The organism is Halanaerobium praevalens DSM 2228, assembly GCF_000165465.1.
In the GTDB taxonomy this organism is placed as follows: domain Bacteria; phylum Bacillota; class Halanaerobiia; order Halanaerobiales; family Halanaerobiaceae; genus Halanaerobium; species Halanaerobium praevalens.
In genome coordinates this window covers 879,306-901,979 of sequence record NC_017455.1, presented here as the reverse complement: position 1 = coordinate 901,979, position 22,674 = coordinate 879,306, and the positions used below count along the sequence as shown (strand labels likewise).

20 protein-coding genes and 1 riboswitch are annotated in these 22,674 nt (G+C 27.3%); of the genes, 1 reads left to right on the top strand and 19 read right to left on the bottom strand.

The window, feature by feature from the left end; genetic code table 11:
* Positions 1-6: 6 nt before the first annotated feature.
* The 5 genes from HPRAE_RS04125 to nth form a co-directional block, all read right to left on the bottom strand.
* On the bottom strand, positions 7-765 hold the full coding sequence (locus HPRAE_RS04125; RefSeq protein ID WP_014552993.1) for an MBL fold metallo-hydrolase: 759 nt from the start codon (positions 763-765) through the stop codon (positions 7-9).
* A gap of 103 nt (positions 766-868) precedes the next feature.
* A complete protein-coding gene (locus HPRAE_RS04120) occupies positions 869-1,444 on the bottom strand; it encodes an ECF transporter S component (protein ID WP_014552992.1) in 576 nt (191 codons plus the stop codon).
* 95 nt (positions 1,445-1,539) lie between these two features.
* Positions 1,540-1,662: riboswitch (FMN riboswitch) on the bottom strand.
* A 54-nt stretch (positions 1,663-1,716) separates the two neighbouring features.
* A complete protein-coding gene (locus tag HPRAE_RS04115) occupies positions 1,717-3,804 on the bottom strand; it encodes a SpoIID/LytB domain-containing protein (protein ID WP_014552991.1) in 2,088 nt (695 codons plus the stop codon).
* Between the two features lie 19 nt (positions 3,805-3,823).
* Positions 3,824-5,134, bottom strand: a complete 1,311-nt coding sequence (locus HPRAE_RS04110) for a PhoH family protein (RefSeq protein WP_014552990.1) — start codon at positions 5,132-5,134, stop codon at positions 3,824-3,826.
* 66 nt (positions 5,135-5,200) lie between these two features.
* Positions 5,201-5,857 (bottom strand): endonuclease III, encoded by a 657-nt coding sequence (gene nth, locus HPRAE_RS04105; RefSeq protein WP_014552989.1) that lies wholly within the window; start codon positions 5,855-5,857, stop codon positions 5,201-5,203.
* A gap of 163 nt (positions 5,858-6,020) precedes the next feature.
* Here nth and HPRAE_RS04100 point away from each other — a divergent pair, with 163 nt between their 5' ends.
* Positions 6,021-6,620 carry a 5' nucleotidase, NT5C type gene (locus HPRAE_RS04100; protein WP_014552988.1) on the top strand — a complete coding sequence of 200 codons (600 nt, stop codon included), beginning with the start codon at positions 6,021-6,023 and terminating at the stop codon, positions 6,618-6,620.
* On the opposite strand, the gene HPRAE_RS04095 is transcribed toward HPRAE_RS04100, so the two are convergent.
* The 14 genes from HPRAE_RS04095 to plsY all read right to left on the bottom strand — a co-directional run bounded on the left by HPRAE_RS04095 (position 6,579) and on the right by plsY (position 22,667).
* Positions 6,579-8,228 (bottom strand): nucleoside kinase, encoded by a 1,650-nt coding sequence (locus tag HPRAE_RS04095; RefSeq protein WP_014552987.1) that lies wholly within the window; start codon positions 8,226-8,228, stop codon positions 6,579-6,581. The two genes, HPRAE_RS04100 and HPRAE_RS04095, sit on opposite strands and share 42 nt — an antisense overlap.
* The gene (gene queG / locus HPRAE_RS04090; protein ID WP_014552986.1) at positions 8,218-9,312 is read right to left on the bottom strand and encodes a tRNA epoxyqueuosine(34) reductase QueG; all 1,095 of its coding nucleotides are present in this window, start codon (positions 9,310-9,312) and stop codon (positions 8,218-8,220) included. The genes HPRAE_RS04095 and queG overlap by 11 nt, the downstream gene beginning before the upstream one ends.
* Entirely contained in the window at positions 9,302-10,444 is a 1,143-nt protein-coding gene (locus HPRAE_RS04085; protein ID WP_014552985.1) for an MFS transporter, read from the bottom strand. Before HPRAE_RS04085 ends, queG begins: the two co-directional genes overlap by 11 nt.
* A 5-nt stretch (positions 10,445-10,449) precedes the next feature.
* A complete protein-coding gene (gene yfmH / locus HPRAE_RS04080) occupies positions 10,450-11,742 on the bottom strand; it encodes an EF-P 5-aminopentanol modification-associated protein YfmH (protein WP_245528283.1) in 1,293 nt (430 codons plus the stop codon).
* Positions 11,739-13,010: an EF-P 5-aminopentanol modification-associated protein YfmF gene (gene yfmF, locus HPRAE_RS04075; RefSeq protein WP_014552983.1), complete on the bottom strand. Its 1,272-nt coding sequence runs from the start codon at positions 13,008-13,010 to the stop codon at positions 11,739-11,741. Before yfmF ends, yfmH begins: the two co-directional genes overlap by 4 nt.
* A gap of 6 nt (positions 13,011-13,016) precedes the next feature.
* A complete protein-coding gene (locus HPRAE_RS04070) occupies positions 13,017-15,854 on the bottom strand; it encodes a UPF0182 family membrane protein (protein ID WP_014552982.1) in 2,838 nt (945 codons plus the stop codon).
* A gap of 28 nt (positions 15,855-15,882) precedes the next feature.
* A complete protein-coding gene (locus tag HPRAE_RS04065) occupies positions 15,883-17,190 on the bottom strand; it encodes an amidohydrolase (RefSeq protein ID WP_245528282.1) in 1,308 nt (435 codons plus the stop codon).
* A gap of 61 nt (positions 17,191-17,251) precedes the next feature.
* The gene (locus HPRAE_RS04060) at positions 17,252-17,557 is read right to left on the bottom strand and encodes a hypothetical protein (RefSeq protein WP_014552980.1); all 306 of its coding nucleotides are present in this window, start codon (positions 17,555-17,557) and stop codon (positions 17,252-17,254) included.
* A gap of 85 nt (positions 17,558-17,642) precedes the next feature.
* Positions 17,643-18,158: a ferritin gene (locus HPRAE_RS04055; RefSeq protein WP_014552979.1), complete on the bottom strand. Its 516-nt coding sequence runs from the start codon at positions 18,156-18,158 to the stop codon at positions 17,643-17,645.
* An 85-nt stretch (positions 18,159-18,243) separates the two neighbouring features.
* Positions 18,244-19,608, bottom strand: coding sequence for a deoxyribodipyrimidine photo-lyase (locus tag HPRAE_RS04050; RefSeq protein WP_014552978.1), 1,365 nt, complete (start codon positions 19,606-19,608; stop codon positions 18,244-18,246).
* Positions 19,602-20,417: a mechanosensitive ion channel family protein gene (locus HPRAE_RS04045; RefSeq protein WP_014552977.1), complete on the bottom strand. Its 816-nt coding sequence runs from the start codon at positions 20,415-20,417 to the stop codon at positions 19,602-19,604. The genes HPRAE_RS04050 and HPRAE_RS04045 overlap by 7 nt, the downstream gene beginning before the upstream one ends.
* Before the next feature lie 198 nt (positions 20,418-20,615).
* On the bottom strand, positions 20,616-20,915 hold the full coding sequence (locus HPRAE_RS04040; protein WP_014552976.1) for an HU family DNA-binding protein: 300 nt from the start codon (positions 20,913-20,915) through the stop codon (positions 20,616-20,618).
* Between the two features lie 103 nt (positions 20,916-21,018).
* Positions 21,019-22,050, bottom strand: coding sequence for an NAD(P)H-dependent glycerol-3-phosphate dehydrogenase (locus HPRAE_RS04035; RefSeq protein ID WP_014552975.1), 1,032 nt, complete (start codon positions 22,048-22,050; stop codon positions 21,019-21,021).
* Complete coding sequence (gene plsY, locus HPRAE_RS04030) at positions 22,050-22,667, bottom strand: glycerol-3-phosphate 1-O-acyltransferase PlsY (protein WP_014552974.1); 618 nt, start codon at positions 22,665-22,667, stop codon at positions 22,050-22,052. The genes HPRAE_RS04035 and plsY overlap by 1 nt, the downstream gene beginning before the upstream one ends.
* Between the last annotated feature and the right edge of the window lie 7 nt (positions 22,668-22,674).

The window sequence follows — 22,674 nt, the reverse complement described above, 5'->3', positions numbered from 1 at the left end:
AGTTTGCTAAAGATTAATTACTAATCCATCATAAGCTGGACTTATATTTCGAGGTAAATAATCTTTTAATTTTTCATGGTCTAAATTATGTGAAATATGGGTCAAATAAGTATGTTTTAAATTTAAATCTTGACTTAATTTAACTGCCTGGTCAACAGACATATGAGTTGGATGTTCTTTAAATCTTAGAGCATCAATAGCTGCATATTCGATACCTTTTAGTAATTCTAAAGAACTTTTTGGTATTTTACTACAATCGGTTAAATAAGCGAAGTTATTAATTCTATAAGCTAGAATTTTATTTTTTCCGTGGTAAATTGGAATAGGTGTTACTTTAAGATCTTTTAATACAAATTCTGTTTTCATTTCTTTTAATATTACTTGAGGAATACCTCCACCTGAGATTTTTTTAGTAAAAATATAAGGAAAAACTCTTTTTATATTTTCTAAGGTCTTTTGATCAGCATAAACAGGCATTTCTTTACCTTGGAACCAATTTAAAGCTCTAATATCATCAAAGCCCATCAAATGATCAGCATGAGCATGAGTCATGAAAACTGAATCTACATGTTTTATTTTATTTTTAATTAACTCTAACCTCATCTCAGGTGGGGTATCTATTAATAAATTATATTCTTTACTTTTAATATGAATTGAAGTTCTCATTCTTTTATTTTTGGGATTATTAGATTGACAAACTTTACAATCACAGGCAATTACAGGTACACCATGTGAAGTACCTGTTCCTAAAAAAGTTATCTGCAAAAAAACAGCTCCTTTCATAAAAATTTTATCTCAGAAAGGGCTATTTGTCAAACTAATTTTAAGCTATGTTTAATTATTTACTAGCTAAATTTAACAAAGCAAATTAAATAATCGATTCATTTGACTGCTTAAATAATTTTTGGTTTTTAATTAAACCTTTACTCATTAAAAAATGAGCTAATTTTTTATAAACTAAAACAGTAATTACTGAATTAACAATAGCTTTAGTTAAATTAAAAGGTAAAATTCCTGGCAGCATCATTTTTAAAACTTGTTCTCGTGGTATACCATAAAAGATTGGATTTAATAATAAATTAGTACCAGCCATTAAAAAAGTCATTACTAAAGCTCCCAAAACTAAACCTTTAATTGCACCTGTTTTACTATGATCTTTTTGATAAAAATAGCCTGCTATTGCAGTGAATGAGCCTGTAGCTAAAAAATGCATAAATGCCCCAAAAGGACCTCCTAAGCCTGTAAAAACTGCCATTAAGATTGAGAGCATAAAACTTGCTCCTAAAGCTGAAGCTGGGCCAAATAAAAAGGCAATAATTAGAATTGGAATATCACCTGGTTCATAAATCAAAAATGGTAAAAACATCGGAAAACGAATAAGCAGCATTAATACTAAAGCAAAAGCTGATAAAACTGCTGTTATTGTAATTTTTTTAGTATCCATTAGTTAAACTCCTTTGTATTTTATTTATTACCTTCATGTAATTTTAAATAAAAAAATGACCCTGCATATCATAAATATACAAGGCCACTAATTATTTTAATCTTCTTTATTCCGGACTTTACCGTCGGTACTGGAATTACACCAGTTCAGCTCATGCTCGTGGACTATAACCACCGGTTTGGAATTGCTTTTTCGCTCACCAGACCCTGAAGATAATATTATTTTGTTATTAATATTATAAATAATATTTGCTCTAAAAGCAAATTTTTTAATTAATTTTTTATTTCAACTCCTGCATAAAAATGTTTTATTATTTTTTGATAATCCCAGCCAGCTGCTGCCATTCCTGCTGCTGCAGATTGATCTAAGCCTAAATTATGGCCCCAACCTGAACCATAAATATATAAATCTTTTAAATTATTAGCCTGATTATAATGACTATCAAAATAAAAACGACTATTTTTTAAGCCACCTAAAACTCTTCTAATTTGAGAAACATTGTAATCTTTTTTACCATTTTCACCATAAATAGTTAAACTGGTTATGGTTCCAGCTTTGGCTCTTTTATTAATCTTTATTTTTTTGATATTTTTTAAACCACTATTATATTCAATAACTTGAGCAGGAATTTTAATTTGCCAACGATAATTTTGACTGCGATAATCTTTAGAATATGATTCAGGAGCAGCTAAAAGCCAACTTTTTAATTCTAAAGGTGATAAGGGAAAGTTAAATTCTTGTGTCTTCATCTGATTTGAACCTCTTAAATATGGCAAATCTTGACTCCAAATTTGGTCACTTCTCTCAGTAAAGCCTCCACTATTACTACTAAAAACTGCTTCAATTATTTTATCACCAAAAATTGCTTTTTCAGCTTGAGTTGCTAGCACAGCTTTAGTTGTATTACTATTTTCACTTAAAACACCTTTATAAGCTGCACAATGCACACTAGCACAAAGGTCATAACCGTCTGCCTTATGTCGTCCTAAATTACTTAATGTATAGCTTCTAGCAGCAACTGCTTGAGCTTTTAAGGATTCTAAAGGCCAACTAGCATAAATTTCTGAAGGAACTACAGAACTTAAATAAGAGGTTAAACCTAAGTGATTGATCAAAGTGAAATTATCGCCTCTGCCCTTAATTATCATCTGCCCTCTATATTGTCTGTTTGATTTACCCTGCCAAAAATAACCTTGACCATAATTAATATTATAAATATAAAAAGATGAATTTTCTTGCTTACTATAAAACTGATATTCAAGCTGAGAACTACCAAGTTTGATTTTTTCTTGTTTATGAATCAAATAAATATCATCTGCTTCAACTTTTATTAAGTAGTTTTTTTTAGCTTCACCTCTAAATAAAATTTTATCTGCCTGAACTATAGAAAAAGAATTAGAGTACTGAAATACTAATTGTTTCTTTTTTTCTTCTAGTCCTATTCTTAAGTTTTTTTGTTGTTTAGATTCTTCTATCTTATCTATTTTTTTCCAATCCGCTTCTAAGCTAAAAGGATCAATCTCAACTGGTTTTTTTGAGCTTTCTGATTCTGAAACTAATTCTGGATATTCTTCTTGATAATAATTTATTCGAGACTTTGCTAATTTTTCAAAAAAACCATAAGCAAGTGTTTGTTGCCATAATTTATAAGCTTTTAATTCTTCACCATTTTTTTCTAACATTTCAGCCATATCCTTGAATAAATAACTTTGACTTCTCTGTTTTTGATATGAGCTTTGATAATCTTTATAAGCCTGCTTAAAGTTTTTTCTTTTTTTATTTAATTCTGCTTGCAGTAAATAAACTTCTGCTTTATTAATTTCTAATTTTTCAATTTCTCTAATATATTTTTCAGCTAAATTATAGTTTTTAATTTCTAAATTGTTTTTAATTAAATAATAATAATATTGAAAACTAAGATATTTATTTTCTAAATCTGGTTCAACTTTATTTGATAAAATAAAATTAGAAGCTTGAATATTATTAAGTTCATAGAAATTAAGAGCTAAATTTAAATAATCATAATTTTTTCCACTTAAAATTGCTAATTCTAATAGTATTTCATTTTTAGCAAATAGCTTATTTTGATCATTATAAATTACAGCTAAATTTCGACGGCTAACAAAATTAAATGGATCTAATTTAATAGCTCTTTTATAATAAGCTTCTGCTTTTTTATAATTTCCCTTATAAAAAGCCTCTTGAGCCAAAGATAAATTATTTTTCACTTCATTTTTTTGCTGAGCTTCAACATTTTCTAAAAAACTTCTTTGTTCTAACTCATAATAATAATCAGCAGCTGGTAATAAAAAACCCAGCAAAAGTGCGGTAATGATTATTATTCTAATTTTTTTTGACATTTAATACAACTCCTGAGTATTAAAGAAGATCACTAGCTATTTCTGCAAGTTCTGACCTTTCTCCCTCTTTTAACATTATATGACCTGCAATTTTTTCTCCATGAAACTGATGAGCAAGATAATTAAGACCATTTTTATGAAAATTAAGATATGGATTATCAATTTGAAAAGGGTCACCTGTAAAGATCACTTTAGATCCTTCTCCTGCGCGTGTTACTATTGTTTTAACTTCATGTAAAGATAAATTTTGTGCTTCATCAACTATAATAAATTGAGAAGGCACTGATCTACCTCTAATATAAGTTAAAGGTTCAATTTGAATTAAATCTTTATCTAATAATTTTTGATAAGCAAATTTGGCATCTTTATTTCTCTGAACAATAAAATCTAAATTATCAAAAATAGGTTGCATCCAAGGGGCCATTTTTTCTTCAATATCTCCTGGTAAAAAACCTAATTCTTTACCCATTGGCTGAATCGGTCTAGCTACTAATAAACGACTAAAATTATGTTCATCAACTACCTTAGCTAAACCAGAAGCAAGTGCTAATAAAGTTTTCCCTGTCCCGGCTTTACCAGAAATAGTAACTAATTTTATCTGATCATCAAGTAATAATTCTAATGCCATTTGTTGTTCTCTATTTCTGGCTCTAATTTTAGCAGGTTGACTTTTGTTATAATTTAAAACAACTAAATTTTCTCCATCAAATTTAGCTAAAGCAGTATTTTTATTTTGATCATCTGCTGTTAATTGAATAAATTCATTTGGATATAAAGAAAGATCCAAATCATCTAATTCTGCTAAAGCTAATTTTTGTTCTTCAAAAAATTTATCAATCATAGCTGAGCTGCAATTTATTTCTTTAAACCCAGAATAAACTTCTTCTTCTTTTAAAATAATTGAATTATGTTCTTCTGCTTCTAAATTATAGGCATCACAGATTAAACGTAAATTAATATCATCAGAGATCATTATGACCTTTTTATCTGCATTTTTTTCCTGTAAATGAAGGGCAGTAGAAATAATTCGATTATCCATTTTACTTGAACTTAAACCTTCTGGTAGTTCTAAACCACCATTAATTACAATTTTGACTATTCCACCTGAATCTAATTCTACTCCATCATGTAAATTACCTTTATTTCTTAATTCTTCTAAAATTCTAGAACTGGCTCTAGCATTAAAACCAAGATCAGAACTTTTAGTTTTTAAACTATCAATTTCTTCTAAAACTGCTAGGGGAATTACAACATCATTATCATCAAAACTATAAATGGCACGAGGATCATTTAAAAGCACATTAGTGTCTAAAACAAATATTTTTTTCATTTATATTACCTCCCACAAACTATTTTTATTTTAACTAACTCTTATTTTAATAATTATAAGAATTCTTTAATTTTCAAATGTCTGATTTTGATAATAATTACATATTTTTTTAGCAAAGCAATTTTTACAGTCTGGATTTTGAGCTTTACATAAAGCTCTGCCATGATCGATTAACCAATGGTGAAAATCTATCCAATATTTTCTAGGGATTAAATCAGTCAGCTCTTTTTCAGTTGTCGATACATTTTTACCACTACTTAAACCTAGTCTAGCTGAAACCCTAAAAACATGTGTGTCAACAGGAAAAGCTGCTTTTGCAAAAGCACTTGATAAAACAACATTTGCAGTTTTTCTACCAACACCACTTAATTTTAAAAGCTCTTTTCTTGTTTTAGGAACTTGACTATTAAATTCTTCAATTAAAATCTTAGCTGTTTTTAAAATATATTTAGCCTTATTTCGATAAAGACCTATGCTATTTATTTTTTTTTCTAATTCTTTTTGACTAAGATTTAAAATTTTTTTCGGAGTATTATAATTTTTAAATAATTTTTTTGTTACTTTATTAACCTGAATATCAGTAGTTTGAGCTGATAAAATAGTTGCAATTAAAAGTTCAAAAGGAGTTCTATAATTTAAAGCAGTACCTGGCTCTGGATAGTGTTTAGAAAATAATTTAACTAATGTTTCTACTTTTTTTCTTTTATTTGTCTTTTCAGTCAATTTATTACCTCCTATTTACTATTCTATAATTTTATTTTATCTTATTTATATTAAAAAATAAAGTTAATTAATTTTTTCTTTAATTTTTGAAATCTGGACATAAATCTAAAAAAATGTTAATATTAGCTAAAGCTAAAAAATTATTATATGAGGTGTTTTAAAAATGAAATATAATTTCGGGATAGATATTGATGGTGTATTGACAGATGAAGGACCAGATGAAAATAGTATCTGGCAACAAAAATTAAACGAGTTTCTTGATCGAGAAATTAGCTTAAAAGAAAATACTTATGATCTGCGTAAGGCCTTTGCAATTAGTGACCAAGAATTAAATGATTTTATAGAGCAAAAAATAGAAGATGTCTATAATAGTGTAGAACCAGTAGCTAAAGCTAAAAAAATACTTAAGCAGTTATCAAAAGCAGGACATAGATTGATTTTAATAACTGCTAGAGGTGCTGAGCATCGTTCTTTAACCGAAAAATGGTTAAAAAACAACAATATTCCTTTTGATGAATTACATCATGCCAAAGCAAAAGCACCAATAGCTGTAAAAAAAGAAATAGATTTATTTATTGATGATAAACAAGAAAATGCCTTAGAAGTTGCAAGTGAGAATATTCCAGTTATTTTAGTTAGTAAGTACCATAATAATAACTTCCAAGGCCATAAACAAATTACTAAAGTAAATAATTGGGATGAAATTAAAGAAAATATAAACTTATTCTTTTCTAAAAACACTCATTCCAGTAAACTCTCTTAAAATTGAAGTAAAAGGGACTTCACTATCAGGTATAGCTTTAAAATTACTTAGAATTTCTAATAAGCGCTGTGCCTGATAATAGTTTCTATTTGTTTTATCAATTTGTTTTAAAAGCGGTTCTACATAATTTTTTAATACTGATAATTCATAAATTAAAGCAGAATTAAACATAATATCTGCATTTTCTTGATAAGGGAAAATGTTTTTCTCTTCTCCCCTCCGAACACTTCTCCATAAATTTAAGGTATCTGAAGCAGATAAACCGCGATACTGATTATCCCTTACTATCCTTCTCAACAACCTTGTATCTGTGGTCGGAATTCTATTATGACAGTCAATATTTAGCTGAGTTAAAGCACTAATATAAATTTTAAATTTTAAATCTTGGGGTATAACTTCAGTTAATCTATCATTTAAACCATGAATACCTTCAATTAAAATTGGTTGATCTTCTTTTAACTGTAAAAATTTATTACTTCTTTCTCTAACTCCCTTTTCGAAATTAAATTTAGGTAATTCTATTTCTTCTCCCTGAATTAACTGTAAAAGATGATCATTAAATAAATCTAATTTTATAGCTTCTAAAGCTTCAAAATCTTTTTCTCCATTCTGATCTAAAGGAGTATTTTCTCGATTAACAAAATAATTATCGACAGAAATTTGAACTGGTCTTAAACCATTAATTTTTAATTGGGTTGAAAGCCGATGAGTAAAAGTTGTTTTACCAGAAGAACTAGGGCCAGCAATTAAAATAATTTTATTTCTAGGCATCCCACTTTTTATTTTATCTGCTATTTTAGCTATTTTTTTCTCATGTAAAGCTTCAGCTATTCTAATTATTTCATTGTGATTATTTTTTTCTACTATTTGATTTAATTCTACTACATTATTTATTCCCAAAATATTACCTAAGCGTTCATATTCTAAAAAAATATTAGCTAATTTAGGTTGTTCTTTAAATTTAGGAACTTCTTTATCACTAAAAAACTTAGGAAATAATAATACAAAACCTGGAATCCTTAAATGTAAATCAAATTCTTTTAAATAGGAAGTTGAAGGAACCATATTATAATAAAAATAATCATAATAACCATCAATTTCATATAAAGTATAATGAGCTTGATCTTGTTTTTTAATTAATTCGCTTCTAAAAGAACAATTTTCATCTTGGATTATTTTTAAGACTTCTTCTTTTTTTAATTTATGTTTTTTTATTTTATAATCTGAATTAATTATTTCCTTCATTCTATCTTTTAGCTTAAATATTTCACTTTTAGTTAAACTATCTTTATTTTCTAATTCACAATAGACACCATTACTAATAGAAATTTCTATTTTGAGAATAACTTCTGGAAAAAGTTCATAAACTGCTTTAGCTAAAACTAAATAAAGACTACTTCTGTAAATTCTATTTCCTAATTCTGAATTAATTCTAATTGGCTTGAGCTTTGCTTTTTTAGTTATTTTTTCATTTAAATTACAAACTTTATTATCAATAAAGACAGCCATTACTTCATCTAGTTTAGAAATCTGATTTTCATTTAATATATCTTTAATTTTTTTATTTTGTACCACTTCTATTTGATTTCCATCTAAATTAAGCTTCATTTTCAGCCTCCTGTTCTAAAATTTCAGTTATTTTCTTTTGATAAAATTGATCTTTTTCTTTTATAAGCTGTTTTTTTATAATCTTTTTGGCTCGTTTAAAATTTATTTTAGCCAAAGCATAAGCTGCATAATACCTAATTATAGGAGAATTGTCATCTAACTTATCAATAATTAAATCAAAATATTGTTCTTTTTTTAAATTAGCAGCTACAATTAAAGCATTTCTCAATAAAATTCGATTACCTCTCCAAACAATAGCTGTCTTTTCTAATTCAGCTGGTATTTTTTTTCTTTTCAAATTTAAAAAATAACTAAGATTTTTATTAAAAAAATTTAAATTCTTATTATTTGTGGTTAATATATTTTTGTTATAAGGACATTTCTCTTGACAAGCATCACAGCCCCAAAGATGATTGTTTATTTTTTTAATATTTTCTTCTGTTAATAAACTTTTTTTTTGAGTTAAATAAGAAATACAATCATCAGCAGCAAGTAAATAATCTTTTTTTAAAGCATCTCCTTCACAATTTTCAAGGCAAATTTTACAATTAGCACACGTATTAATTAATGGTTGATCTTTTTTTATTTTAAGATCTGTAAGTATTTCACCTAAAAATAAATAAGAACCAAAATTAGGATTGATCAACATTGTATTTTTACCTATAAAGCCAACTCCTGCTTTTCTAGCTACTTCTCTTTCTAAAAATGGAGCTGTATCAACAAAAATTTTATAATTGAAATCTTTATCAATTTTATTTTTTAAATTATTCACTAATTCTTCTAATTTATTTTCCAAATAATTATGATAATCTAAAACTGTAACATAATTTGATAAATATTGATTACCACCTTGATTATTATAACTAATAGCGGCAACTATAATCGAATTTAAATTATCAAGCTGCAGTCTTGGTTTTGTTAATTCATCCAAATTTTGATTAGTTAAAGGTTGAGGCCAGTATTCACTTTTAACTCTTTGCTCCAAAATTTTTCTTGCTTCAACTAAATCATTGCCATCAGTAATTTGACAAATATCTATTTTTAAATTTGCTGCGCTTTTTTTAACTAAACTATTAAGCTGCATTTATTTTAATCTCCTTTTCTTTCTTTAAAAGATAAAAACTATAAATTAAGCCGGCAGTCAAAGAAAGCAGAGCCCAGACAAAATACATTTTTTCTCCTCCAGCAATTTGATAAATTTTACCTCCTAATAAACTACCTGAAATAGCACTAACTCCCATAAAAACAGCTGCATAAATATTTTGACCAGTTGCTCTAAATTTTTCTCCACTTATTTGATCAACATAGTCAACTCCAACAGCAAAAAAGAGTCCAAAAGTTATACTATGCAGTATTTGAGAAACTAAAATAATTAATCTATAAGGAAATAAGGCTAAACTTAACCATCTTAAAACAAAGCCTAGACTAATTATTATAATTATTTTACTAAATTTATTATTTTTAATTATTCTATCTGAAAAGAGAAAAGCTAAAATTTCACTAGCAGAAGAAATTGTTAAAGCAATACCTAATAAAAAGGCTCCTCCACCATGATCAACTATATAAATTGGAAAATAACTATAGTTAGCATTCATTGCTGTTTGTAAAATAAAAACAAAAAACAAAAAATAAACTAGCCTCTTTTTTCTAAAAATCTTTTTAAAATCTCCTGGATCTAATACTTTAATTTCTCTTTTACTCTTTGGTAAAAATTTTAGCAAGAAAATGGAAATAATTAAAACTAAAGCATAAATATAAAATAAGTTAGCAGAAGCAGTTGCCTCTAAAAAATAACCCAAAATTGAAACAGAAAGCATATAGCCAACAGAACCCCAAAGTCTAAATTTACCATAGTAATTAGAATTATCACCTAAATAATCTAAAAGCAAACTATCTGAAAGTGGTATAATAGGATTTTGAAATAAAGTATAAAAAAACATAAGCAGCATTAAAAGTTTAAAAGATTCAGTTTGAGGAAATAAGATTACTGAAACCAAAGTTCCCAGTAAAGTTATTAATAATACTTTTTTGTTTTCTTGTAAGTAATCAGTCAAAAAACCCCAAAAAGGCATAAGTAAAAGGGCAAAGATTCTTGGAATAGCATTAACTAATCCAATTTGAAAAGAATCCAGCCCTACATCTTGAAAAAATAAATTAAAATAACCAAAAGCTGCCATTGTAATATAAAAAATAAAGTTATAAAGCTTAAAAGCCATAGAAATCATTCCTCATTTAAGATAATTGATTCCACCATTAATTCTTTATTAAAAACTTGATCTGAATAGTTAATTAGGTCTTCTAAGCTGATAGCATCTATTATTTCTGCCAATTCAAAAATATCGATTCCTAAACGTCTATAGTTAATAAATTCTGAAGCTAGATTATTAAAGTTATTAAATAATCTAATAAAACTACCTTGATATTTACGTTTAATTCGCTCAAAGTTTTTCTCAATTTCAGTCTGGTCAATTTTAACTAATTTTTCTTTTATTTTTTCACGCATTAAATCAGGTTTATGGCTTTCTCCATGTAAATGAACATAAGCATAATCAGGTTTTTTATTATAAGAACAAGAAAAACTATTATCAATAATACCTTTATCATATAATTCATTATAATTTTTGCTACTGCGTCCAAAAACAATATCTAAAAGCAGATTTACTATATATTCTTTTTTAATAATTTCAGCTGGTTTTTGACTTTTAACAGGATCTTTAAAAGCCATTTGAACTATAGGTCTTGAAATATTCATCTTTTCTTTAACTAGTTTTTTAGCAACTGCTTCTGGTTCCTCCTGAATAATACTAACTGGATTTTTAAAATGAGGAAAATCTTTTTTAGCTTGATTTTCTCTAATTAAATTTAATATTTTTTCTGGATCAAGATCTCCAATTAAAATTAAATCCATATTAGAAGGAAGATAGAAATTATAATAACAAATATATAGATCTTCAGGAGTAATAGAATTTACACTTGCCTCTGTTCCTGCTATATCATTTTTTACTGGATGTTTAGAATAAAGAGCCGATAAAAGATTAAAATAAGATCTCCAATAAGGATTATCTTGATACATTTTTATTTCTTGAATAATAATTCCTTTTTCCTTTTCTACATTTTTTTGATTAAAATATGGATTTTGAACAAAATCTAATAAATTAGTTAATGACTGATTAAAATTACTACTACTTGAAAATAAATAATTAGTACTATCAAAATTAGTATAAGCATTTGCTGAAGCACCTAAATCAGCAAATTTTTCAAAAATACTAGCTTCTTGATCTTCAAATAATTGATGTTCTAAAAAATGGGCAATACCTGTTGGCATATGTCTTTTACTACCATTTTTTACATCAACAAAATCAATATCGTTTGAACCAAAATCTACTGAGAGCATTGCATATTGTTTTACATATTCTTTTTTAGGGAATATATAGACATTTAAACCATTATCTAATTTTTCTTTAACTAAAGTTTCGTCCATATTCTTATTATGTATACTTTGCAAATTAATCATTCCTCACCTTTTAATAAATATACAGTATCTAATTTTAAACTGTTAGCAATTTTAGTTATATCTTCAGGTTTTACATTTTTAACACAATTAATAATCTTAGCTATTGATTCGGGCTTATTATTAACTAAACTTAAAAGAAAATGAGCAGAAAGTGCCTTATTACTATCTAAATCCTGCCTTAAATGGTTAATTACACTTTTTTTAGAACGAATAAAATCTTCTTTACTAAAATCCGCTTGAGCCACTGCGTGAATTTCTTTTTTAACTAATTCTGTGACTTTTGCTTGATCTTGGGCATTAATGCCACTATTAATTACAAGTAGACCCTTTGTGGTTTCTATTGAAGCATTAACATAATAAGCTAAACTTCTTTTTTCTCTTATTTCTTGAAACAACTTCGAATGAGTTGAACCTCCGATTAAACTATTAAAAACTAATAATGAATAATAAGCTGGATCTTTTCTAGTAATTCCAGTTCTAAAACCAAGTGAAAGCCTAGCCTGATTAACTCTTAATTGGTCTTGATAGAAATTTTCTTCTTTAGTTTGATAAACAACTTTAGTTTCAGTATCAAAAAGATCTTCACCAGCAGTCATTGCTGTATTTTCAAAAATGTCATCTAAAAAAGATTGTTCATAATTACCAACTAAAAAAATAGATTTTTTAGCTTTTTTAATTAAATATTGGTAATGATCATATAACTCTTGATTTTCAATTTCTGCTAAGGCTGGAATTGAACCTAATTTATAAATTCCATACTTCTCATGTTTACACATTTTACTTAAACAATTTTCTAAAGCAAAACTATATTTATCATTAATTAAAGCTGAAATATCTTCTTTTAAAATATCTTTTTCTTGCTCAAAATATTTTTCTTTAAATTTACCCGATTCTAATAGTGGATTAAAAATTATATCATTTAATAATTTAAAAGCATTTTTAGTTAAATCACTTCTATGAGTTAAATATTTTTCATTAACCATTTCTAGAGAAAATCTTAAGATTTGATTTTCTCCTCTTTTTAAAATATTAGCACTTAGATGAGAACCATAAAGTTTTTCTAATTCACTTTTTATTAATTGATTATTAGGATAATTTTTTGATCCTCTTTCCAAAATCGAAGGAATTAAGGCATTCATGGCTGCCTCTTTTGAACTTACAAGAGGCAGCATGAAATATATTTGAATTAAATTTGTTTTGAATTTATCTGTTGCTAAATGGTGTAAATTAAATTTATTTTGATAAGTCTTAAATTCTAAGTCAGTCATAAATAATTACTCTCCTGTTCTAGATAATTGATTTAAAATATCTCCAAGTTTATTTATTGTTTCACCATAAGTTGCAAATTCGCCATTTTGTAAAGATTCTTGAGCTTTTTGATAAAGCTCATTAGCTTCTTTAATTAATTCTTTATTAGTACTAGAAATGAATTCTCCATCTTTTTCAGAATTTGAACTTTCAGTTTTTGAATCACTTTCCATTTCTACTCCTGTTGTTGTTTCTACATCTAAACCTGTTTCTTCTTGTAATTCTTCTACATCTTCTTCTGGTACAGAAATTCCTTTACCTTCTTTAAACATTGCTTCTAGAGCTTCTTCCATATTTTTTCTCATAATAATCTTATTCTTATAAGAAATAATCACTCTTCTTAATTCTGGTATTCCACCACCTTCAGCTTGTAAGAAAATAGGCTCAACATATAAAACACTATTATTAACAGGAATAACCAATAAATTACCTCTAATAACATTTGAACCTCGCTGACTCCAAAGAGTTAAAAGCTGTGAAATTTCAGATTCCTGATCAATCCTTGACTCAATCTGATTAGGACCATAAACTAACTGGTCTTTAGGGAATCTATAGGTAAATAACTCACCATAATTTTCCCCATCATTTCTAGCAGCCATCCAAGCAACCATATTATCTCGATTAGATGGAGTAAATGGTGTCATTAAAATAAATTCTGCTTTATCTTCACCAGGCAATTGATTCATAATATAATAAGGCTCTACATCAATTGTTGAACCTTGATAATTTTCTTGAGGTATTTGCCACACATCTTCACGATTATAATAAACTACTGGGTCTTTCATATGATAATTACTATAGATCTTAGTTTGAATTTGAAATAAGTCTTTCGGATAGCGTAAATGCCTTTTAATTGATTTCGGCATTTGATCTTTAGACTTAAATAGATCATCAAAAATTTTACTATAGGTAGCAGCAATTGGATCTTCTTCATCAATTATATAATAATCTAAATTACCATTATAAGCATCTACAACTACTTTAATTGAATTTCGGACATAATTATCTTGACCATTATATGGTTGAGAATAAGGATAGAGATTAGTTGTTGTATAGGCATCATAAATCCAAAATAATCTTCCATTTGCATTAACTATATAAGGATTACTGTCATATTTTAAAAATGGAGCTACTTTTCGAACTCGACGATGTATATTACGATCATACATTATTTGGCTCTCTGTTGTAATATCATCTGATAACAAAATTTTCATTGTATTAAAGCGTAGAGAAAAAATTGCTTTTTTGAAAATATTAGATATCTCTACTCCACCTTTACCTTTATAAGTTGTATATACATTTTCTGAACCCATAGGATAGTGGAATTCTCTTTGATTTGTATTAACAATTACATAATTATTTGTTTTTTCTCCATAATAAATAGAACTGTTTTCTAAATTAATATTTTTATTATTGGTTTTAGGAGGAATATCTTGAATTAAAAATTGTGGTTGACCATTATCTCTAATTTTACCAGATGGACTCATTGTTACTCCTAAACCATGAGTATATTTTAAAGTTTTATTAACCCAGGTTTGAGCTTCTTGAGCTAAAGTATCTTGATCTAGCTCTCTAGCTCCTAGCATTATTTGAGTATAATCATCCCCTAATTGATAACGATCTACATCTATTCCTTCAAAAGTATAATATTGTCTTAAAGCCTGTAATTGATTATAAGTATCTTGCAAAGGCCTATAATCCCAAAGTCTAATATTATCGACTACAGTCTCATATTCCATTAATTCATCATAACTTAATTCCTTATCAGAAAGCTCAAAATCATCATTTTTAACATCATCTAAGCCATAAGCTGCAAGTGTCATTTTAATATTATTTTCAATATATTGTTTTTCCCGATTAATCTCATTTGGTTCAACACTATATTGCTGCATAAAAGCAGGGTAAACACCTGTAAAGATCACTGAAAGTATTACCCAGGCAGCAATTCCAAAAACTAAAGGTTTATAATTGCTCTTAACTAAACTATAAAGAACTGTTAAAGCAACAAAAATAGCTGTAATAAATAATATTTTATAACCTAGCAAATTGGCATTAACATCAGTATAACCGGCCCCAAAAACTACTCCATCAGAAGAAAATAGAATATTATACATTTGAAGCCTGTAATCCCAAGCCTTAAAGAGTAAAAAGAAAAAAACTAAAATTGACATATGTTTTTTTGCTCTTTTACTTAGTTTAGAAGAAATTTCACTAAAAGAATGAATACCAGTAAATACTATATAAATAGCTCCAACTAAAATTAATGATAAGACAATAACTACTGTTCCCATTTCCCTTAAAAAAGAGTAAAATGGTAAAGAAAACACATAAAAAGAAATATCATTATTAAATATAGGATCTAAGTTATTAAATTCAGTTTTATTTAAAAACTTTAAAACCATTTTCCAACTATCAGTTGAAATTGAAGAAAATAAAAATCCAAAAATTAAACTTGAAAATAAATAAATTAAATTTAATCTTTTTTTATTTAGCCAATCAAAAATTTGATTTCTTTCTTCTCCAAATAAATTTTCTACTCGATCATTACTTTTAATATTGATAAATTTCACTATTGGCTTTTTAGTAAAATGTAAATTTAAATAGATTAAAGCTGCAAAAATAGCTCCAATTAATACTCTTAAAATAAAATTAGATAAAAACATAATTGTAAATGTTTTTTCAAAATTCAATTCTTTAAACCAGAGCCAATCAGTATAAATATTAGCCCCCGTAGAGATAAAAAGTATCAGCAAAATTGCTGTTACTGCAAAAATGGAGAGAAAAAACTTAATAGTTTTAGTCATAATTTTCTCCTTTCGTTTATTAAAACATTTATTTTATTTGCTTAGAAATTGCAAGTGATCTTTTTTCTGCTTCATAATATATTTTTTCTTTATCTAAGGTTTTAAGTTCTCTATCTTCCATTATTATTTTACCATTCACAATCACTGTCTCAACACTACTAGCTTTAGCTGCATAAAATAAGTTTGACAAGTTATTATGATGGGGATAGAAAAAACTATCTTTTTTGATATCAATTAATTGTAAATCAGCTTTATAACCTGGTTTAATTAAAGCAAGATTATCAAGATTTAGAGCAGTTGCCCCATTAATAGTTAAAATTTCTAAAATAGTTTGAGTATCCATAGCTGTCGGGTCTTCATACTTTATTTTTTGTAAATAAGAAGCCATTTTTGCTTCTTCTAGCATATCCAAATTATTGTTGCTAGAAACACCATCAGTACCAATACTAACATTGATATTATTTTTTAAATAATCAGAAATGGGTGCAATTCCATTAGCTAATTTGCCATTACTAATTGGATTATGTGCTACCTGAATATTATTTTTCTTTAATATTTCTAAGTCTCCTGGTTCTAAATGAACACAATGAGCTGCCAAAATATGATTATCAAAAAAATTAAAATCATCTAAATATTTAACAGGTGACTTTTGATATTTATTTAAAAAATCGTTAACTTCTTTTTTGCTTTCAGAAAGATGAATATGAACTCCTAGATCATGTTCTTGAGCTGCTCTTTTTATTTTCTGAAGATAATCCTTACCACAAGTATAAGGTGCATGTGGGGCAAGCATCGTACTTATTCTCCCTTCAGCTCTTTGATTATAATTAAGAGCAAAATCAAGTGCTTTGTCAAAACCTTTTTGACCATCATTAACTTCTATTAGCCCTTCTGCTAGACAAGCTCTTAAACCACTTTTTTCAACTAAATCAGCAACTCTATCCATTGAAAAGTACATATCTGAAAAAGCCGTTGTACCTGATTCAATCATTTCTATTAATCCTAAGGCAGTTCCCCAATAAATATCATCTGAATTAATTTTACTTTCAAAAGGCCAAATTTTATCTTGAAGCCATCTATCTAATGGCATATCATCTGCATAACCTCTCATCATAGTCATTGCAACATGAGTATGGGTATTAATAAAACCTGGCAAAACAATTTTATCTTGAGCATCAATTAAATGATCATAATCTTTAATTTGATCAATTTTAGCCATTGAGTCAATTTTCTTTATAATTTGATCTTCAATTAAAATAAACTGATTTTTTTTAACTTTTGAATCTGAACTATAAATTTCTGCAATATTTTTTATTAAAATTTTCACTATATACATCCTCTCAAATAAAATTTATTAAAAGATTAATATAAATTTAAAATAAAACTTAAATAAATATTTAATTTTTTTCAAACTCTTCTTTACTAATGATTTTCCCACTTTTAATTTCTTGATTAATTATATTATACCTTTTATCAAATTCTAAGTGGAGATCAATTTTATTATAGCAATTATCACAAACAATAACCTTTTTTATTTCATAATCAGCTTCACGGTCTTCAGCATAAACTTTTTGAATATCATAACTTTTTCTAAATAATAATTTCATTTGCTTTGAACATTGCTTATCTTCAACATAAAAATCAATTATTTTTTTATTTTGATTACCGCTAAAAATAGATTTAATTGTATCTAATAACCCCATTTTTTAACCTCCAAACTCTAAAATAGATTAGTTTAAGTAATTAAAGAGATATATCTACCATTTTCTAGATATATCTCTCAGTTTTTTATTCAGTATCTGTTGTAGAAGGTTCTGTAACTCTAGCTGCTAATTTATCATCCATCATAAATAAGCCCTGAGTTGAATCACCAATTAATTCTAATTTATCAACAATTTCTCCAACTGTATCTTCTTCTTCTACTTGTTCATCAACAAACCACTGTAAAAATGAGTGAGTCGCATAATCTTTTTCAGCAGCAGCTAAAGAAACCAAATCATTAATCATTGCAGTTATTTTTTCTTCGTGAGCTAAAGATTCTTTAAAAACATCAAGTTGAGATTCCCAACTACTTTTTGGTTTTTCAATCCCTTCTAAAATAACTCGCCCACCTCTTTCATTTACAAAATCATAAATTTTACGAGCATGAGCCATTTCTTCTTCTGCCTGCAGATCCATCCAATTTGCAAAACCAGCTAAACTTTTATCTTCAAAATAAGCAGCCATAGACTGGTATAAATAGGCTGAATATAATTCCGCATTAATTTGTTGGTTAAGAGCTTTTGCTATACTTTCTTTTAACATTAAATTACCTCCAATTTATTTTTTATAAATTTACCTTACTACTATTATTTATTCAACAATGAATCTTAATATCCTTTTTTAAAACTTAATTAGTAAGTTCATTAATTTTAGCTATATACTTTTCCATTTCAAATTTACGTTCAAGCCCAGCTGCATTCATATAACGCACCTTACCAAAAATTTTTCTTTCTTTCCAAGCACGATCATGCTTACTAAAAATCCAAGCAACTCCAGCATAACTATTAGCATCTCTGCCATCTAAAGAATATTTGTTATTCAGTTTCAAAGCCCATTGATAAGCCTCTTCTGGATCTGAATTCCATTCTAATATTTTTTTACCCCAATACATGCGCATATAATTATGCATTTTACCAGTTAAAAGCATTTCTTTTTGAGCTGCATTCCAGTATTTATCATGAGTTTTAGCATTTTCTAATTCTTGATAAGTATAAAGATATTCTCTCTCATCTGCTTGATGCTCCATTAAACTCTGATAAGCCCAATCATATAAAATATCTTTTAGTGAGCCATCATAATTTTGATTATAATAAACAAAATTAAATGCTAATTCACGTCTAACTATTAATTCTTCCAAAAAACTTTTTTCATCATATTCAGAATTTAAAGCTGCTAAAGCAATCTCTTGTGCAGCTATTTGCCCAAAGTGTAAATAGGGACTTAGATCAGATTGAAAATTCAAGTGAGGAATATTTCTTTTTTCTTCATAATCTTTTAATTTGTTTTTCAAAAAATCATTTAACTTTAATTTAGCTGCTTTATAACCACCTCTAAAATGATCGCTAAGGTCCTGTTGTAATTCGAAATTTTTATTTTCTAAATACTGATTCAAATTTTTAACAAATTTTAAATTTTTATTTTCAAATTCAATTTTATTCTTATTTTTTAGCCTTTGAAGTTGATATTCTTTTAAATATTCATTTTTAATCTTATTTATTTTTTTACGAATAGTATAAGCTGCATATTCTTCTTTATCACTTACTTCTTCAATTGGACAAATAAGGTTACTTTCAACTAAGTAAAAAGGAATTTTTACTTTGGCTGCAACTTGATTTTTCCATTTTCTTAGATGTTTTAAATATGCTTTTTCACTTATAAGCAAAGAGGCTTTTTTAGTTATTTGCTTAATATCTTCTAATTTATTATAATCTATCAGATAAAAATTAAAATCCTCATTTTTCAACTTAGTTTTTAGCTCTTTTAATCCCTGAAGCATAAATTTAAAATGAGCAGTTTTTGCTTCTGGAAATTTAGCATCAATTAAGAAAAAAATTAAGAGAGGCTGATTTAATTCATTTGCTTTTTCAATAGCATAACCTAAAGCCTGATTATATTCCAATCTTGGTGATGCTTGCATCCAATAAGCTACAAATTCCCCTTTCTTTAACTGAGACTTGTTAATTTTTTCTATTCTTTTTTTATTAACTAACATAGTTTCGTCTCCTTATCAAAATGAACATCTAACTGAGGATAAGGAATACCAATATTGGCTTCATCAAAAGCATCTTTTACCTCTTCATGTAAATCATAATAAACTGTCCAATAATCGGGAGCTTTAACCCATACTTTGCAATCAATATTAACTGAACTACCAGCATGCTCAGCAACTCTAATAATTGGTTCTGGTTCATCTAAAATTAATTGATGTTTAGCTGCTAAGTCTTTTAAAATAGCTATCGCTTTATGAAAATCATCATCATAACCAATACCAAAATTAAGATCAACTCTTCTTTTATCCATTGCTGAAAAATTAGTAATACTACTACTTGAAATATTACTATTTGGAATCATAATTTTTTTGTTATCAAATGTAATAATAATAGTATAAAGAATCTGTATCTCATGTACTTTACCTTTATGACCAGCTACTTCTATAGTGTCACCAGCAGTAAAAGGTCTAAACATAAGTAATAAAACTCCACCAGCAAAATTAGATAAACTTCCTTGTAAAGCAAAACCAACAGCAAAAGAAGCTGCACCTAAAACAGCAACAAATGAAGTAACTTCAATTCCAATAGTTGAAGCAATAGATATAAATAACAAGATTAATAAAACAGCTCTTGTTATTGACATTAAAAAACCAGTTAAGGTTCTTTCAAATTTACCCTGAATATTTTTTTCTATTAATTTAATAGTAAATTTGATTACAAATAAACCAACAACTAATAAAGCTAAAGCTAAAGCAAATTTCATTCCATAATCAACAATTATTGATTGTAAACCTAGAGTAATCTGATTCATTATTTTGCCTCCTTAAATTATTTAGTATTTTTAAATTTATTCTAAGTATCTAATAGTAAATTTCTAGTTAACTGAATAATTTCCTGCAAAAAAGAAAAATTACCTTATTTCTGCTTTAAACAAAAACAGAAATAAAGTAATTTTTATATTAGAAGAAGAACCGGTTTAACCGGTTCTTCTTCTAATTAATATTAAAGCTTAAACATCAACGGTTTCTTTAAAAGATTTACCGCTTCTAAATACAGGTACTTTACGTGCTGGAATTTGAAGTTCTTCTCCAGTTTGAGGATTACGCCCTTTACGAGCACTTCTATCTTTTACTTCAAAAGTACCAAAACCAATTAACTGTACATTATCACGATTATCTTCATCTTTTTTAGCTTCAGATTTCAAATAATTCATGATAGTATCAATAGTTTCGTTAACTACTTCTCCTGTATCCTTTTTAGTAACACCAGTTTTTTCAGCTACTACATCAATAAGTTCATTCTTAGTCATATAAAACTCACCCCCTTTTTAAAGTTTAAGTTTTGTTACCAATATTAAATATTCGCTTTATAACAGTTATTTCCTGCTTAAGCAAAGAAAAATCTAAAAGTTTTTAGAGATCCCACAAAGAGTTATCAACTAATAACTCCATTTCATGTTTTTTAGTTCTCAACATCAACTCTTCTACTGCTTGACGAGGGTCTTTATCATTAAACAGAACTTGGTAAACTTGCTCTGTTATTGGCATTTCTAATTCAATTTCATTGGAATTTAACCACTTGTAAATAGCTCGAGTAGTTTTGACTCCTTCTACAACCTGATTAACTTTTTCTTTGGCTTCTAAAATGTTTTTGCCTTTACCAATCTCAATTCCAAAGCGTCTGTTGCGACTATGCATGCTTGTACAAGTCACAACTAGATCTCCCATCCCTGATAAACCAGCAAGGGTAACATTTTTAGCACCTTGATATTCAACAAAATGACTCATTTCATTTAAAGCTCTAGTTATTAAAGCTGCTCTAGTGTTATCACCAAAATCAAGTCCATCACAAATACCACTTGCTACAGCAATTACATTTTTTAAAGCACCACCAAGTTCTACCCCTTTAACATCAGGATTAGTATAAACTCTAAAATATTTGGACATAAAAATGCTCTGAACTTTTTCAGCTATTTTTTTGTTTTTAGCAGCAGCTACAATTGCAGTAGGTAATTCAGTCATCACTTCTTCTGCATGAGTAGGTCCAGACAAAACTACTACATTTTCAAAACCAGCTTCTTTTATCATTTGAGAGTTAGTTTGAAAAGAATTTTCTTCTATGCCTTTAGCAGTAGAAACAATAATTGTATTGGTTGTTAAAAACTTCTGTAAATGTTCTAAAAGCCCACTTAAAGCTTGAGTAGGAACTGAAATAACAACTAGCTCAGTTTCCTTTAAAGACTTTTTTAAATTATTAACAGCAGTTAAATTGGTGTTTAATTTAATATCAGGAAAATATTTAAAATTATAATTTTGCTGATTAATTGTCTTAACTACTTCTTTATCTCGAGCATATATTTCAACATTTTCACCATTATTAGCTAGTAAATTAGCTAGAGCTGTTCCCCAGCTACCAGCTCCAATTACTGTAATCTTAGAATTCATTATTTTTTACCACTCTTTCCTAATTTATCTGGATCCATTCTATTTTCTTCGCCTTTTAATAATCTTTTTATATTTTCTCGGTGAGTATACATTACAAATATTGATAATAAAGCGGCAAAGAAAATATTTTTTGAATCATAACTACTAAAATAAAGAGTCAAAGGAAGAGACATTGAGCCAATTATTGAGCCTAAAGAAACATATCTAGTAGTAAGTACTAATAAAAGCCAGATTAAAGCATAAATTAAAAAAGCTAGTGGATAGAGCCTTAAAATAACTCCAAAGGTAGTAGCTACTCCTTTACCCCCAGAAAAACCTAAAAATATTGACCAATCATGACCTGCAATAGCTGTTACTGCAACTAATAAAATAGCTATTGATAGGCTGTTTCCAATAATTAACTGCCCAACTAATACTCCTAAATAACCTTTTAGTATATCAAAAATTGCAACTAAGATTCCAGATTTCAAGCCCATAACTCGGGCAACATTAGTAGCCCCAATATTACCACTACCATATTGCCGAACATCTTTTCTCATAACATATTTAGTTAAAAGAAAACCAGATGGAATTGAGCCAATTAAATAACTAATAAATATTGCTATTAATATCCTCATAAAACCC